At 70.2% G+C, this 15194-nt stretch carries 15 protein-coding genes, 2 tRNA genes and 1 pseudogene; 6 read left to right on the plus strand and 12 right to left on the minus strand.

Features of this window, described 5'->3' with window-relative positions; genetic code table 11:
- The first annotated feature begins 85 nt into the window (after positions 1-85).
- The gene (locus tag LG634_RS14170; protein ID WP_226734126.1) at positions 86-1105 is read left to right on the plus strand and encodes an adenosine deaminase; all 1020 of its coding nucleotides are present in this window, start codon (positions 86-88) and stop codon (positions 1103-1105) included.
- Here LG634_RS14170 and LG634_RS14175 read toward each other — a convergent pair.
- The 9 genes and pseudogenes from LG634_RS14175 to LG634_RS14215 form a co-directional block, all read right to left on the minus strand.
- On the minus strand, positions 1040-1522 hold the full coding sequence (locus LG634_RS14175; protein ID WP_226734127.1) for a hypothetical protein: 483 nt from the start codon (positions 1520-1522) through the stop codon (positions 1040-1042). The genes LG634_RS14170 and LG634_RS14175 overlap by 66 nt on opposite strands.
- Before the next feature lie 112 nt (positions 1523-1634).
- Positions 1635-2708: pseudogene (locus LG634_RS14180) on the minus strand (UDP-N-acetylmuramate dehydrogenase); the annotation flags it as partial.
- Between the two features lie 60 nt (positions 2709-2768).
- On the minus strand, positions 2769-4217 hold the full coding sequence (locus tag LG634_RS14185; protein ID WP_226734129.1) for an MFS transporter: 1449 nt from the start codon (positions 4215-4217) through the stop codon (positions 2769-2771).
- 80 nt (positions 4218-4297) lie between these two features.
- Complete coding sequence (locus LG634_RS14190; RefSeq protein WP_226734130.1) at positions 4298-4867, minus strand: TetR/AcrR family transcriptional regulator; 570 nt, start codon at positions 4865-4867, stop codon at positions 4298-4300.
- A gap of 193 nt (positions 4868-5060) precedes the next feature.
- Positions 5061-5489 carry a MaoC family dehydratase gene (locus tag LG634_RS14195; protein ID WP_226734131.1) on the minus strand — a complete coding sequence of 143 codons (429 nt, stop codon included), beginning with the start codon at positions 5487-5489 and terminating at the stop codon, positions 5061-5063.
- A gap of 1 nt (position 5490) precedes the next feature.
- On the minus strand, positions 5491-5943 hold the full coding sequence (locus LG634_RS14200; protein WP_226734132.1) for a MaoC family dehydratase N-terminal domain-containing protein: 453 nt from the start codon (positions 5941-5943) through the stop codon (positions 5491-5493).
- A gap of 146 nt (positions 5944-6089) precedes the next feature.
- The gene (rpmG, locus tag LG634_RS14205) at positions 6090-6254 is read right to left on the minus strand and encodes a 50S ribosomal protein L33 (protein WP_007265873.1); all 165 of its coding nucleotides are present in this window, start codon (positions 6252-6254) and stop codon (positions 6090-6092) included.
- A gap of 101 nt (positions 6255-6355) precedes the next feature.
- Positions 6356-6428: transfer RNA gene (locus LG634_RS14210), tRNA-Met, on the minus strand.
- A 50-nt stretch (positions 6429-6478) separates the two neighbouring features.
- Positions 6479-6551 (minus strand) — tRNA-Thr (locus tag LG634_RS14215).
- 342 nt (positions 6552-6893) lie between these two features.
- Between LG634_RS14215 and LG634_RS14220 the strand changes: the two genes are divergently transcribed.
- Together LG634_RS14220 and LG634_RS14225 are read left to right on the plus strand one after the other, a co-directional pair.
- Positions 6894-8174, plus strand: coding sequence for an amidohydrolase family protein (locus tag LG634_RS14220; RefSeq protein ID WP_226734133.1), 1281 nt, complete (start codon positions 6894-6896; stop codon positions 8172-8174).
- A gap of 43 nt (positions 8175-8217) precedes the next feature.
- Positions 8218-8874, plus strand: a complete 657-nt coding sequence (locus LG634_RS14225) for an SDR family oxidoreductase (RefSeq protein ID WP_226734134.1) — start codon at positions 8218-8220, stop codon at positions 8872-8874.
- A 107-nt stretch (positions 8875-8981) separates the two neighbouring features.
- On the opposite strand, the gene LG634_RS14230 is transcribed toward LG634_RS14225, so the two are convergent.
- Complete coding sequence (locus tag LG634_RS14230) at positions 8982-9428, minus strand: DUF3574 domain-containing protein (protein WP_226734135.1); 447 nt, start codon at positions 9426-9428, stop codon at positions 8982-8984.
- Positions 9429-10089: 661 nt separating this feature from the next.
- On the opposite strand from LG634_RS14230, the gene LG634_RS14235 reads away from it, so the two are divergent.
- Together LG634_RS14235 and LG634_RS38440 are read left to right on the plus strand one after the other, a co-directional pair.
- Positions 10090-11481 carry a coiled-coil domain-containing protein gene (locus LG634_RS14235; RefSeq protein WP_226734136.1) on the plus strand — a complete coding sequence of 464 codons (1392 nt, stop codon included), beginning with the start codon at positions 10090-10092 and terminating at the stop codon, positions 11479-11481.
- 869 nt (positions 11482-12350) lie between these two features.
- On the plus strand, positions 12351-12890 hold the full coding sequence (locus tag LG634_RS38440) for an endonuclease domain-containing protein (RefSeq protein WP_226734137.1): 540 nt from the start codon (positions 12351-12353) through the stop codon (positions 12888-12890).
- Positions 12891-13086: 196 nt separating this feature from the next.
- Here the strand turns inward: LG634_RS38440 and LG634_RS14245 are convergent, their stop codons facing one another.
- Positions 13087-13746 (minus strand): YdcF family protein, encoded by a 660-nt coding sequence (locus LG634_RS14245; protein ID WP_226734138.1) that lies wholly within the window; start codon positions 13744-13746, stop codon positions 13087-13089.
- A complete protein-coding gene (locus LG634_RS14250; protein ID WP_226734139.1) occupies positions 13743-14534 on the minus strand; it encodes a GntR family transcriptional regulator in 792 nt (263 codons plus the stop codon). Before LG634_RS14250 ends, LG634_RS14245 begins: the two co-directional genes overlap by 4 nt.
- Positions 14535-15013: 479 nt before the next feature.
- On the opposite strand from LG634_RS14250, the gene LG634_RS14255 reads away from it, so the two are divergent.
- Positions 15014-15194 (plus strand): DUF6284 family protein (locus LG634_RS14255; RefSeq protein WP_308072493.1); only part of this gene is annotated, 181 nt, incomplete at its 3' end.

The following is a 15194-nucleotide window of genomic DNA, read 5'->3' on the forward strand; positions in this document are numbered from 1 at the left end:
AGGCGCCGCCCGCTTCTGCGTTCGGACGCTCCACGATCGGGAAAACGTCCTCCCAAACCACCCGTTCGTGCGGCAGGATCACCAGATGGAGCAAGTACGCGATCTCACGCTTCTGCCGAAGGCCCATCTGCACCTGCACTTCACCGGGTCCATGCGGCCCGCCACGCTGCTGGAGCTCGCCGACAAGTACGGCGTACGGCTGCCCGATGCGCTGACGGCGGGCGAGCCGCCGAAGCTGCGGGCGACGGACGAGCGGGGCTGGTTCCGCTTCCAGCGCCTGTACGACGCGGCCCGGTCCTGTCTGCGGCAGCCCGAGGACATCGTCCGGCTGGTCCGGGAGGCGGCCGAGGAGGACGTCCGGGACGGCGGCGGCTGGCTGGAGATCCAGGTCGACCCGACGTCGTACGCCCCGCTGCTGGGCGGGCTGATCCCGGCGATCGAGGTGATCCTGGACGCCGTGGAGGGCGCGGCGCGGGACACCGGGCTCGGGATCCGGGTGCTGGTCGCCGCGAACCGGATGAAGCATCCGCTGGACGCCCGGACGCTGGCGCGGCTGGCCGTGCGGTATGCGGACCGCGGCATCGTGGGCTTCGGACTGTCGAACGACGAGCGGCGGGGCATGGCCCGGGACTTCGACCGGGCGTTCGCGATCGCCCGGGAGGGCGGTCTGCTGGCGGCCCCGCACGGCGGGGAGCTGACCGGCCCGTCCTCGGTCCGGGACTGCCTGGACGACCTGCACGCGTCGCGGATCGGGCACGGGGTGCGGGCGGCGGAGGACCCGCGGCTGCTGCGCCGGCTGGCCGAGCGCGGGGTGACCTGCGAGGTCTGCCCGGCCTCGAACGTGGCGCTGGGCGTCTACGAGAAGCCGGAGGACGTGCCGCTGCGGACGCTGTTCGACGCGGGGGTGCCGATGGCGCTGGGCGCCGACGACCCGCTGCTGTTCGGGTCGCGGCTGGCGGCGCAGTACGAGATCGCCCGCCGGCACCACGGGTTCACGGATGCGGAGCTGGCGGAGCTGGCCCGGCAGTCGGTGCGCGGTTCAGCGGCTCCCGAGGGCGTCCGTGCGAAGCTCCTCGCGGGCATCGACGACTGGCTCGCGGGCTGACGGGGTCCGGCCGGCGGGTGGGCCGGCGGCCGGGCCGGCGATCCGGGTGAGGCGCAGGTCGCCCTCGTGGCAGTCGGCGCGGACCTCGCCGCCGGGGAAGCCGATCTCCAGGTGGGTGCGGCCGTGGTCGGGGAGGGCGAACTCGGCCACGGAGGCGACGGTCTCCCCGAGGTGGCGCAGGAAGGGGTGGTCGCCGAGGTCCTCGCCGATCTCGATGCGGCCCCAGGCGCCCATGTCGTGGGATTCGTAGGACTCGTGCGGGGCGGAGGCCTCGACGATCAGGCACCAGTCGGAGCCGGTGGTGATCCGGGTGGCCTCGCCGAGGCCGTCGATCAGCCAGACGTCGAGGGGGACCTCGGAGCGTTCGCCTTCGTAGACGTGCCAGGACGCGACGATCCGTTCGATCGTGCGTCCCACCAGTCGCGTGGGGTCCGTTCCGGACCCGTGCAGGGGGCAGCGCATGGCCGGCCGCGGTCCTCCGGTGCCTCGGGGGGTCGGGGTGGTCTCGGGTCTGGGCGGTCGGGCGGCGTCAGAGGCTGACGCCGACGGTCACCGGTTCGTTGACCAGGGTGACGCCGAAGGCCGCGTGGACTCCCGCGACGACCTCGCGGGCGAGGACGAGGAGGTCCTCGGTGGTGGCCCCGCCGCGGTTGGTGAGGGCGAGGGTGTGCTTGGTGGAGATGCGGGCGGGGCCGGTGCCGTAGCCCTTGGTGAAGCCGGCGCGGTCGATGAGCCAGGCCGCGGAGGTCTTCGTACGGCCTTCCCCGGCGGGGTAGGCGGGCGGGGTGACGTCGGCGCCGAGGCGGTCCTGGACGCGGGCGAGGAAGGCGGCGTACGCCTCGTCGCCGAGGACCGGGTTGTGGAAGAAGGAGCCGGCGGACCAGGTGTCGTGGTCGGCCGCGTCGAGGACCATGCCCTTGCCCGCGCGCAGCCGCAGCACGGTTTCGCGGGCCTGTGCGGCGGGCACCCGGTCACCGGCTGCCACGCCGAGGGCGCGGGCGGTCTCGGGGTACTTGAGGGGCGCGGACAGACCGCCGGCGTCCTCCAGGGCGAACCGGACGCGCAGGACGACGTACCGGTCGGGCCGGTGCTTGAAGAGGCTGTCGCGGTACGAGAAGGCGCACTCGGCGGCGGAGAGGGTGACGGTCTCGCGCGCGGTGCGGTCGTAGGCGACGACCTCGGTGATGGTGTCGCAGACTTCCTGGCCGTACGCGCCGACGTTCTGGATCGGGGTGGCGCCGGCGGAGCCGGGGATCCCGGCGAGGCATTCGATGCCGGCGAGGCCGGCTTCGACGGTGCGGGCGACGGCGTCGGACCAGTTCTCGCCGGCGGCGAGTTCCAGGCGGGTGCCGTCGAGGCGGAAGCCGGTGGTGGCGATGCGCAGGGCGGTGCCGTCGAAGCCGCGGTCGCCGATGACCAGGTTGCTGCCGCCGCCGATGACGAGGAGCGGGGTGCCGCTCTCGTCGGCTGCGCGGACGGCGGCGACGACCTCGGCGTCGGTGGTCGCGGTGACCAGCCGGGTGGCCGGGCCGCCGAGCCGGAAGGTGGTCAGCGGGGCGAGGGGGGCGTCGTGGAGTTCCTGCACGTGGACAAGAGTACGGTCCGCGGCCCGGCCTGCCCGGCGGGGCCACGGACCGCGGCGGGGTTCGTGGTGCGCGGTTGCTCACACCCGGGCCGGGGCCTGGGCGGCCGTCCCGGGGGCGGTGCCGTCGGCGCCGGGGGTCTGCGGAGTGCGGGTGCGGCCGGGGATGAAGAGGCCGGCGAGGGCGGCGAGGGCGACGGCGGCGGCGCCGATCCACAGGGCGGGGACGGTGCCGTCGGTGAAGGCCTGCGGGGTCTCGTAGCCGCCGCTGTGGGAGAAGACGGAGCAGAGGACGGCCACGCCGAGGGCGCCGCCGACCTCGCGGAGGGCGTTGTTGGCGCCGGAGGCGATGCCGCTGTCGGCGGGGCCCACGGTGGACATGAGGACGTTGGCGGCGGGCGCGATGAAGAGGGCCATGCCGATGCCGCCGAGGACGAGGGCGGGCAGCAGCCTGGTGTAGGCGACGCCGGGGTCGAGGGTGGCGGCGAACCAGGCGAGGCCGGCGGCCTGGAGGGCGAGGCCCGCGACGACGACCGGGCGGCCGCCGATGCGGTCGGAGAGGAACCCGGCGATCGGGGCGACGATCATGGGCATGGCGGTCCACGGCAGCATCCGGACGCCGGCCTCGGTGGGCGAGAAGCCGGCGACGCCCTGGAGGAACTGGGCGAGCAGGAAGATCGAGCCGAACATGCCGAGGAACATCAGCAGGCTGGCGATGTTGATGCCGAAGAAGCCGGGGTTGCGGAACAGCTTCATCGGCAGGAGCGGGCGGTGGCCGCGGATGCCGTGCCGGATGAAGAGGGCGGTGAAGAGGGAGCCGCCGATCAGGCCGGTGAGGACGGGGAGGCTGCCCCAGCCCTCCATGTTGGCGTTGACCAGGCCGTAGACGATGCCGAAGAGGCCGACGCTGATGAGGACGGTGCCGAGGACGTCGAGGCGGGCGTCGGGCGCGGTGGATTCGGCCAGGCGCAGCCGGGCGAGCGGGATCAGGGCCAGGCCGATGGGCACGTTCAGCCAGAAGATCCACTGCCAGGAGATGTGCTCGGTGAGGCTGCCGCCGATGAGCGGGCCGCTGGCGATGGCGATGCCGGTGACGGCGCCGTAGATGCCGAGGGCCATGCCGCGGCGGGCGACGGGGACGGCGGCGGTGAGCAGGGTGAGGGTGAGCGGCATCATCACGGCGGCGCCGGCGCCCTGGACGGCGCGGGCGGCGATCAGTTCGTTGATGCCGGGCGAGAGGGCGGCGGCCGCGGAGGCGCCCGTGAAGACGGTGAGGCCGGCGAGGAAGAGCCGGCGGCGGCCGAAGCGGTCGCCGAGGGCGGCGCCGAGCATGAGGAGGACGGCGAAGGTGAGGGTGTAGGCGTTCACCGTCCATTCGAGGTCTTCCAGGCCGCCGCCGAGGTCCTCGCGGATGGCGGGCAGGGCGGTGGTGACGACGAGGTTGTCGAGGGCGGCCATGAAGCTGGCGGCGCCGGTGATGACGAGGGCCCAGGCGGCACGGCCGCGCAGGTTCGTGGGCTGCTGTTCCATGACCGTCCCTTGGTTAGTTATTGCTGACTAACTTTCCTGGCCGGAAAAACGCGCGCACCGGGTCCGGTGCGCGCGGCGTCCTACTTCTCCAGCCGGCCCTTCGCCCGGGCGGCGGGGAACAGGCCCTCCCAGATCGCGTGGTCCGGCTTGAACCCCATGGCGGCGAGCGTGTTGATCAGCATCCCGAACGCCATGAACTGCGCGGTTTCCTTCTCGTCCGCCCCCAGCGGGACGTGCACGGTGTCCCACAGCTCCAGCCAGCCGGTGCGGACCATCTCGCCGAACTCGTGCTCGCCGGCGGCCTCGGCCGCGGCCACGGCCACGTACGTCTGGAGCTGCATCTGGAGGATGTCGGGGTCGTCGGCGATCAGCTGGGTGTACGCGTTCGCCATCGCGTCCTGGGCCGCCTCCCCCTCCAGGCCCTCGACGGCGTCGGCGAAGACCTCGCGGGTCCGCGCCATGCACCGGGTCGCGGCGGCGAGGAAGATGGCCTGCTTGTTGGGGAAGAGCCGGAAGAGGTACGGCTGCGAGACGCCCACCCGCCTGGCGATCGCCTCGGTGGAGGTGCCGTGGTAGCCGCCCCGGGCGAACTCGTGCAGGGCCGCCCGGATGACGCTCTCGCGCCGCTCGTCCGCGCTCATCCTTGTCATGCTTCGAAGTTAGTGCTCAATCACTAACTCCGTCAAGGGCGGTCCGGCGGGGCGGGAGGCCGGGGTGGACCGGGGCGGGGTGGCCCGGAGGTACGACGACGGCCGCGGTCCGGTGGGGACCGCGGCCGTTCGCCGGTGCCGTGGCCGCGCGCTGCCGGGTGTCACCGACGCGCGCGGTACGCCGTACGCCCTGCTACGCGAGCTGCACGACGGCGCGGGACATCCCGAGGACCTTCTGGCCCGCGCTGGTGGCGGTCAGGTCGACGCGGACCCGGTTGTCGTCCAGCTTGGCGGCGACCTTGGCGCTGACCTCGATGAGGGCGCCCTCGTCGTCGTTGGGGACCACGACCGGCTTGGTGAAGCGGACGCCGTACTCGACGACCGCGGCCGGGTCGCCGGCCCAGTCGGTGACGACGCGGATCGCCTCGGCCATGGTGAACATGCCGTGCGCGATCACGTCCGGCAGGCCCACCTCCTTGGCGAACTTGTCGTTCCAGTGGATGGGGTTGAAGTCGCCCGAGGCGCCCGCGTACTGGACGAGGGTGGCGCGGGTGACCGGGAAGCTCGCGGCGGGCAGCTCGGTGCCGACCTCGACCTCCTCGTACGAGACCTTGGCAGCCATGTCAGCCCTCCTCCGCCGCGCGCGCGACGAGCTTCGTCCAGGCGGTCACGACGTGCTCGCCGGTCGCGTCGTGGACCTCGCCGCGGATGTCCAGGATGTCGTTGCCCGCCATCGACTTGATCGCCTCGATGGTGGAGGTGACCGAGAGGCGGTCGCCGGCCCGCACCGGGCGGGTGTAGGCGAACTTCTGGTCGCCGTGCACGACCCGGCTGTAGTCCAGGCCGAGCTGCGGGTCGGCGATGACCGCACCGGCCGCCTTGAACGTGATGGCGAACACGAAGGTCGGCGGGGCGATCACATCGGGGTGGCCGAGGTCCTTGGCGGCTTCCGGATCGGTGTACGCGGGATTGGCGTCTCCGACCGCTTCCGCGAATTCCCGGATCTTCTCCCGGCCGACCTCGTAGGGCTCGGTGGGCGGATAGGCCCGCCCCACGAACGACTGGTCGAGCGCCATGGCTCACTCCTCATGGTCGTACTGATCACATTGATCACTCCCGGTCCCGCGTGACCGGGAACCGGGAGTGCCCGGAATGCCACGAGGCCGCCCCCGGAAGTGGGGACGGCCTCGTGATCAAGCCTGTGTCCGAAGACGCGCTGAAATCAGCGGGTCTCGCGGTGCGCGGTGTGCGAGTTGCAGCGCGGGCAGTGCTTCTTCATCTCCATGCGGTCCGGGTTGTTACGCCGGTTCTTCTTGGTGATGTAGTTCCGCTCCTTGCACTCCACGCAGGCCAGCGTGATCTTCGGGCGGACGTCGGTGGCAGCCACGTGAGTGCTCCTTGACGGATGGACGGACGGATGAACGCATAAAAGAGTAGCCGATTGGGAGACCGACCCCACAATCGGCTACTTGTTGTTGCTACTTTGAGTAGCGGTGACCGGACTTGAACCGGTGACACAGCGATTATGAGCCGCTTGCTCTACCGACTGAGCTACACCGCTTTGATGTGACCTGCTCCCCACCCTTGCGAGTGGGGAGCGGTTCACACCAGAGCCCCAATGCGGAATCGAACCGCAGACCTTCTCCTTACCATGGAGACGCTCTACCGACTGAGCTATTGGGGCGAGCGATGAAGACATTACACGGTTGCCCGCCGATCGCCCAAATCCATTGTCGGGAGGCCGTCCGGAGCCCGTCCGGAGGCCGTCCGAGGGGCGTCCTGAAGGGGCTCGGGGGCGGCCGAGGGGCCGGTGGGGCGCAGGTGACGACGCGGGCGGCGGCGCGGGCGGCGGCGCCTGTGACCGGCGCCGCCGGGGCACGCCGGTACGACTATTGCGCCCTTCCCGGCCGGGGGGCAGGGGGCGCCCTACGCTCGGGGCACGCCGCGTGATCTTGGACGTCGGACGGCCCGCCCTGCGCGCGTGCCACCTCCCCGTCAGGAGCGCCCGAGCCCCCGCAGGAGCACGATGCCCGACAGCCAGCCGCAGCAGCCGCCCCACTCGCCGCGCAGCGGCGGTGAGGGCCCGGGCTCCGGCGCCCCCGCCGAACCGGTCACCTCCCTGCTGCTGACCGGGGCCCGGCTGACCGACGGCCGCACGGTGGACGTGCGGCTGAGCGGCGGCCGGATCGAGGCCGTCGGCACGGCGGGCAGCCTGCCCGGCCCGACCGCCTCCCGGGTGGACCTCGCCGGCTACCTGCTGCTGCCGGCCCCGGCCGAGCCCCACGCGCACGGGGACACCGCGCTGACGGCCGACGCCGACGGCCCGGTCTCGTACGCCGCCGAGGAGGTGCAGCGGCGGGCCACCGAAGCCGCCCTGCTCCAGCTGGGGCACGGCGCGACGACGGTCCGTTCGCACGTGCGCATCGGCGGGGCGGACGGGCTGCGGCCGCTGGCGGCCGTGCTGCAGGCCCGGCGCTCGCTGCGCGGGCTGGCCGACCTGACGGCGGTCGCGGTGCCGCGGCTTCTGACCGGGGCGGCGGGCGCGGACGGCCGGGCGATGCTCCGGGACGCGCTGCGGATGGGGGCGGCGGTGGTCGGCGGGCTGCCGGACCTCGACCCGGACCCGACCGGGCACGCGGAGGCGGTGCTGGAGCTGGCGGCGGAGCACGGCTGCCCGGTGGACCTGCACACCGACGGCGACGACCCGGTCCGGCTGGCCCGGCTGGCTGCACTGGCCCGCGGGGTGCGGCCGGGGGTGACGATCGGGCCGTGCGGCGGGCTGTCCCGGCTGCCGCTGGACATCGCGGTCCGGGCGGCGGAGCAGCTGGCGGCCGCCGGAGTGGCCGTGACCTGTCTGCCGCAGGGCGACTGCGCGGCACTGGAGCGGCGGGGCCTGCGGACGGCGCCCGTCCGGCTGCTGCGCTCCGCGGGCGTCCGGGTGGCGGCGGGCAGCGGCGCGCTGCGCGACGCGGGAAACCCGGTCGGCCGCGGGGACCCGCTGGAGGCCGCGTACCTGCTGGCCTCGCAGGGCGGGCTGCGGCCGGCGGAGGCGTACGGGGCGGTCAGCGGGGCGGCGCGTGAGGTGCTGGGGCTGCCGGAGGTGCGGGTGGAGGCGGGTTTCCCGGCCGAGCTGCTCGCGGTGCGCGGGGACCGGATCGCGGGCGTGCTGTCCCTCGCGTACAGCCGGATCGTGATCCACCGCGGGCGGGTGGTGGCGCGGACGAGCGCGGTGCGGGAGTACTGCGACTCGGCGGTGGCCGTCGCCCTGGACCTCCCCCGACAGGGCCGGATGGAGCCCGGTCCCTGAGCGTTTGCGGGCGGCGGAGGCGGGTGCGACGTACGGTCGGGGCATGCGCATCGTCATTGCTGGTGGACACGGTCGGATCGCGCTGCGGCTGGAGCGGTTGCTCGCCGCGCGCGGGTACGAGGTCGCGGGCATCGTCCGTGATCCGGCGCAGGGCGGCGACCTGCGGGAGGCGGGGGCCGAGCCGGTCCTGTGCGACCTGGAGACGGCCTCGGTGGAGCACGTCGCGGGCATCCTGCGGGGCGCGGACGTGGCGGTGTTCGCGGCCGGCGCGGGTCCCGGCAGCGGGGCGGCCCGGAAGGACACCGTGGACCGCGGGGCGGCGGTGCTGTTCGCGGACGCGGCCGAACGGGCGGGTGTCCGGAGGTTCCTGATGGTCTCTTCGATGGGCGCGGACCCGAACCGGGCGGGCGCCGACGTGTTCGACGCGTACCTGCGCGCCAAGGGCGAGGCCGACGAGCACCTGAAGACCCGGCTCGGCCTGGAGTGGACGGTCCTGCGCCCGGGTTCGCTGACGGACGAGGCCGGCACCGGCCTGGTCCGGCTGGAGGCGTCGACGGGCCGGGGCGCGGTGCCCCGCGACGATGTGGCCCTGGTCCTGGCCGAGTTGGCCGACACCCCCGCGACGTCGGGGCTCACCCTGGAGCTCGTCTCCGGCCCGACGCCGGCGGGCGTGGCGGTGAAGGACGTCGCGGGGAACTGAGGGCGGGACCGGCCGGCCGCGCGCCGACCGCCGGTTGCCGACCGCCGACCGCCGGTTGCCGGTTGCCGGTTGCCGTTCGGAAGCCGGAGGCCCCGGCGCCGCACGTCTCAGAAGTCGACGGTCAGGGCGTCGTCGGCGCGGCCGACGGCCTCCTGCCCGTACGCCGTCCGGTAGTCGGTGCGGATCTCCTCGATGAGCGCGTCCCGGGCGGCGGCCTGCTCCTGCGGGTAGAGCAGCACGAGGACGTACGACCGCTCGCGCTCGATGACCCCGTTCCGGTCGCGCCACTGGCCGCGCCCCTGCTGGACGGTCAGCCCCTCGGGGAACCCCGGCGTGACCTCGCGGTCCACGAACCCCATGAACTGCCGGTCCGTGACCGCGGGCCCGCCGTCGGGCTTCGCGGTGCCGAAGAACAGCCGCGTCTCCACGTAGGCCGTCCCGCGCTCGGCGGGCCGGTCCTGGAGCGAGGCGTAGGAGGCGGGCGCGGCGGCCGCCACCGCGGCCATCACCGCCCCGCCGGCGAGCAGCGCACGAGTCCGGACGGTTCGCATCATGCCCACCCCAACGACCCACCCGGCCCCCCGGTGCGCCCCGCCCCCCGACCGGGCGACCACCCCTCCCGGCACAACGAGAAGACCCCCGCCCACCTGCGTTTCCGCAGATGAACGGGGGTCTCACTTCGCGTGGCGGCGCCAGGATTCGAACCTGGGTAGGCTAAGCCGACGGATTTACAGTCCTCTAGATCAATCTGCCGCACGGCCCGTGTGACCTGCGGAAAGCTCAGCCCGGCATCCCCAAGACGTACCTTCCGTCCGCAGGTCGTCCACGGCGAACTCCTCCATGCCCGAGCGGTTCGCCAGCGGAGCACCCGCGACCTGCGCCCCAGCACCCGCTTGCACCCGATCAACCGGCCGAGGATCCGCTCAGCTCGCAGCCCGCCTGATGCGCCCATGAAGGGCAACAGCGACACGACCGGCACGGCAGCGGCACTGATCACCAGCTAGGGGCGAGCCCAAGGGTGAAAAGCAAGATCCTCTGCACCAGCCTCGCCGCCTCGACCACCTGAACCCAGATTTCCACACGCGCAGCCCCTCCTTCATTGCAAACTTGATCGCACTTACCGGACAACATCTGTGCCGGGAGCGGCAGTTGCGGCAGGCAGCCACGCTTGCTACCTGCCGTGCACCACCCGAGGTCGTGGGAAGGCTGGTCGTCATGTCGGAACTTGCCAGGCAGGCGCCGCGCAGGAGTGAGCTTGAGATCAGCGCGATCCCGGAGGTTGCGGCCCTGGCAACCGAGTTGACGACGCTGTTCAACGCGTTGCAGATACCTCAGCAGCAGTACGCAGCGCGGGTGATGCTGGATAAAAGCACCGTTTCGAGATTTCTGAACGGGAGGCGAGTGGCTTCTCAGGATTTCATCGACCGACTACTCGGTGAAGTCGAACGCCACCGCCGAATGATCATTACAGGGGAAGCAAGAGCTCGCATCAAAACTCTCCGCTTGGCTGCACTGAGGGAAACGGACCCGGCTTCCTTTCAACTGGAAAATCTCCGCGAAGAACTCGATCGGTCTCATAGGGCTATTCGAATCCTGGAACGGCAGCAGGAAGCACTTGAGCTGCTTCTTGACCAGAGAGAAGCCGAAGCCGAGAACACCCAGCGAGAGATGGTCGCCCTTCGCGGGCTTTGGGTCTCGGAACAGCAGCAAAACATTTCCGAGAGGGCTGATTTAGTCACGCACAACGACCGGCTGAAGAGCGAGCGGCAAAAACTACACGACGAAATCCAAGCGCTTAAGGATCAACTGTCTCAAGTTTCTGACCTTAAGGCGTCAGCAGAGGAGCGTTGCTGCCAGCTCGAAGAGCGTCTACTTGAAGCCGAGAGAGCGCTTGCTAAGCATCTTGAAGAAATCGGAGAGCAGGCGTTCAACCTCACGCCGCGGGAAGTGCTAGACGAGATCACCGCGAGCGAGCGCGACGGTCGGCAGTACGACGCTGCTCGCACTCTTTCGCTGTCTGCAGCCCACCTCTCCGCCACCGACCTTCCCGAGCTTTGGGATCTCCTGCGGGAAGCGCGGAGAATCCAAGAAGCAGAGACCTTGGTCAGGGACTCACTTAGATTCCGGTCAGCAGAGTTCTGCGCAATCATCACTGAGGCGCTCCTCACACGAGGCTACTCGCACCGTGCGATGGGCGGACTCTTGGCCGCATACAAGAGCCCGGAGGAACTTGACTTCCTCTATGACAGATGGAAGGTAGGCGGCCCCCCGTACGGCGTCCTGCGCCACGCGATGAGAACCTGGGCTTACCTGGCTCCGCACCCTCTCGTGTTGGAGCGCCTGCTGAAACTGGCCAGCGATGGGGACACGACGCTCACGGTCAGGATGCTTCAAGCTTGTGGAACTCGGGACACAAGCGATGTTTTCGCACTCTCAGACCTGCTCCTCGCCCTGGGGATGGAGAGAGAATTCGTCACACTTTCCGAGACATGGATATACCGCATCCCGGCAAAAGACTACCCGAAAGCGAGGGCCCAATGGCTCGGGTATGCGGAGCATTCAATTAACTCAGAAACCCTCCAGCGAGTTTTTGCGCGGAGATCTTAGGGCCTCTTCGTTCAGGCGTCGGCAAGTCTTGAGGCAGCGGTCTCCCCGCCGCCGACAGTGCAGCAGCTCAAGCCCTCAACGATCCACGCAAGTCCATGACAGACCAAACGAGGCCGCTCCGGGTGGTTCCCCAGCGAGCCAATGAAGCGGGGCGCTCGGCGAAAGCCGACCGCCCCGCAAACCGAAACTTGACGACCGAGGCGCAAGCCCGCCTGCCCTTTTACCCAACTCTCCTACGAGAAGCTAGGTCCGGCACACGATCGCCCGCGCCGCCATCCGCCGGAACTCAATCCCCTTGACGGCTGAGCTGGCCCAGCGCACGGCCGGGACCGCCGGTCACCGCTTCTTCCGAAGCTTCCGCATCTTCGCCTCGGCTTCCTTCTTCTTCCGTTGCGCCACTCCGTACGCCGACCACGGCCCCTGGTGCCTGGCGCACCGCGAGCTCCCGATGATCGCCTTGTTCTGGCAACGGCCCCCACTCTGCGTCGGAGCGCCACACTTCGACTGCGTCACCTTGCCCCCTCCGTCCGCCAGCACGACTGACCGAACGCAGGCATGCTCCCAGCCCCGGCATCAGCCGAGCAGGCGCAGAGCACGCGGACAGAAGCACACCCGGGCACACGGCTCCGGAGGCGGCCCCGTGCGGTTCGCCTGTTTCAGCAGGTCACGGGCTCATCAGTCATCCGCCTGCACATGCTGGTCCACAAACAAGGCGCCGCCTCCAGGGGACTCCGGATCACCGAGTTGGAGGCATTGGACGACGGTAACCTGGACGCGGTGCTCATCAACATCGCCCGGATCGGCCACCTTCTGGGGGAGCGAGTGTGACGACGAGCGGGGGTGTCAGTGCTGGCGTCTACTCTGCAGCCGTGGATTGGGAAACCGACGAAGAACTCTTCGCCTATGCCGAATCATTAGGTGAGCGGTGCACGGTATGCAGCGACATCCTGTGGCGTATCGAGGCAGGTTCCAAGGGCAAGAAATGCCCACAGTGCCGCAACGCGATCCGCCAAGCGAGGCGACACAACCTCACGCTCGCACGTGTAAACGCGATTCTGAGAGCTCAAGATGACACCTGCCCGCTGTGCGGCCGGAACGGCGGCGATCTTTCGTGGGAAGGTCCGTCATGGTGGCATATCGATCATGATCACAACTGCTGTCGACGGGGTTCGTCGTGTGGGCAGTGTGTGCGGGGACTGCTGTGCAGGGGTTGCAACATCCGAGGGCTGGCCTGGTATGAGGCTTTGCCTGAAGACCTTCAAACTTGGGATCACATCAACGTCTACTTGGCCAATCCGCCGGCGCGCAGGCCAGAGGCAGCAGTACTGTTCCACGGCGATCTTCGGGGAGTCCGTTCTCGTGACGGTTGCTTCGCTGGGTGGCGTTCTGATCAACCGCTGGCCCCGTAATCCGATGCAGGTGTCGTGGGCCAGTCGGACGCAGCGTGCGGCAGGTCTCCCACCTCGAACCTGTGCCTTCTGGCGCGCGGCCGGCGGTCGGGGTGGGGCGCGGCGGAGACAGGAGCGCAGGCCCGAGCGACGGGCACGCTCGCCGCGCTGTGCGCGGCGGGTGCCTTGATGAAGTAGGGAGAATGTGATCGTCGGGTTATGGTGCCGGCGGCTGGACAAGTCTGCTCGTGAAGCCCTGCTGGCAGAGCCGCTGGAATGCGACCTGAACCGCTTCTGGGATGGGCAGTTCAGCCATGAATCCCTGAGCGGGGTAGAGCAGCAGGCGTTGGAGAGCACCGACAAGCATGTCGATGACCAGGTTTGGATCGCCGATCGACTCCACGTATTCGGGGAGTGTCATCGGCGATGAAGCGCTCACCACGCCAACCTCGGGCCACAGCTTGAGGGCGGTGGCGTACGCGCGGCGCTCCTCGTACGGCTTGCTGACCAGCAAGACCGAATCGACGTGTGTTCCGGCCTCTTTGAGCAGGTCGCGGCTGAGCCTGATGTTCTCGCCCGTGTTGCGTGCGTGGGGCTCCACAAGCACGTGCTGCGGTGGGACCCCCAGTTCCAGGGCCCTTTCGCGGTAATGGACAGCTTCACCGCGCGGCATGCGGCTGCGGGTAGTCGGGCTGGTGGCGCCCGTGAAGACGATCAGGGGCGCCATCCCGCGGCGGTACAGGTCGACGGTGGCGTCGGCGACGCCAAGGTCGTGGCTGCCGAGGCCCACGAGCACTGAGCAGGGCCGCGGTTCGTGGTGCATCTGGTGGAAGTCCCAGAGGGCTTCCGCGTCCGCCCACGCCTGCTCAGAGATCACTTCTGATCGCCGCCTTCAGCCGAGTCCGGGACCTTGAACTCATACTCCCAGGCGAAGCGTGATGCGGCGTGGACGCCGATGGCGAACTCGACGACCGTTCCGTCCGCGGTGTACGTCGTCCGGTGCAGCTCCACCACGGGTTCGCCAGCCGGAAGCTTGAGGAGCTTCACCTCGTCGGCCGTGGGAACGCGGGCGAAGATCCGTTCCTTCATGTGGTCGATCTCGTAGCCGGCGTCGTAGAGGACGCGGAAGCCGCCGCCGCGGCCGGCAGGACCGGGTGTCGGGTCCACGATCCGCGTGCCCTCGACGTGCTCCGGGCGGTAGTAGCTGGTCAGGGTGTGCGTCGGCTGCTCGCCCTCCTTGACCAGGCGGGCCCGTGCGTACACCGGCGCCCCCTCGGGCAGGCCGTGAGCCTCGGCGACCAGGGCGGGCGCCTCGATCCGACTCACGGACTGCGTCTGCTCGCCGCGTTGGTACGAGCGTCCCGAAGCGACTCGGTCTGCAATGAACGCGACTTCGTCGCCGTCTCGCCACTTCGCCTTGTCGTAGCGGCTGATCCCGATGCGCTTCAGGGGCTTCTGCGCCCGGACCATCGTCCCGACGCCCCGCGAAGACGTGACGAGCCCTTCAGCTTCCAGCGCCTTGTACGCGGCGTGAACGGTGGCCTTTGAGCCTTCGCCAGCCTCAACCAGGTCGCGAATCTGGGGCAGCAGCTGGCCGGGGGTGTAGTCGCCGTTCCTGATCTGCTCGGCCAGCTTGTCTGCCAGCTCTCGCCACTTCGGTGCCACCGGGCACTCCTCTCGACATGGCCAGTTTCGCACAGTCCTAGGACATTGACAGTCCTAGGACAAGCTGCCATGGTTCATTCCAGCGGCAGCCAGTCCTAGGACAGGAGCCGCCCTTGGGGGGCTTCCTTGCCTGCCCGAGTGCTCCACAAGAGGCCCGGGATGTCGCGGGCCGAGGGTCCCGGACCCCTTGTCAACCGGAGGGCACAGACCGAAAGGTCACGTCTCTGCCTGAAACGGGAGCGCGCTCCCGAAGGAGACACCACAAGAGTTCAACTCCGCGGCTCACGCAGCGGCCGGTTGCCTCCTCCGCCCGTGCGGGTCCCGCTTGCGGGTGCTCGTACGGGCGGGGTTGAGGGGAGCCGGTGTTCCACCTGCTTCACAACGAGGTGCGCCCCCGGTGCTGGAACACCGGGGGCGCTGTTCGGTCCCGTTCCTGGTGAGAGGAGCAAGACACGATGAATCCCATCGTTGCACGTCACGTGGGTGTTACCCGTCTGCCGGCCGATCTGGAGCCGTCGGACGCGGAGCTGGACACGATCGAGCAGGAGGCGCCGCTGATCGAGGCGGAGTTGGACCTGCTTGGTCTGGAGATCGCGGTGCTGGACCGGGTGCCGTCGGAGCTGGACGCGCAGCGGATCCGGCGGGCCCGGAACCGGGTGC

Source organism: Streptomyces bambusae (genome assembly GCF_020532645.1).
Lineage (GTDB): Bacteria > Actinomycetota > Actinomycetes > Streptomycetales > Streptomycetaceae > Streptomyces > Streptomyces bambusae.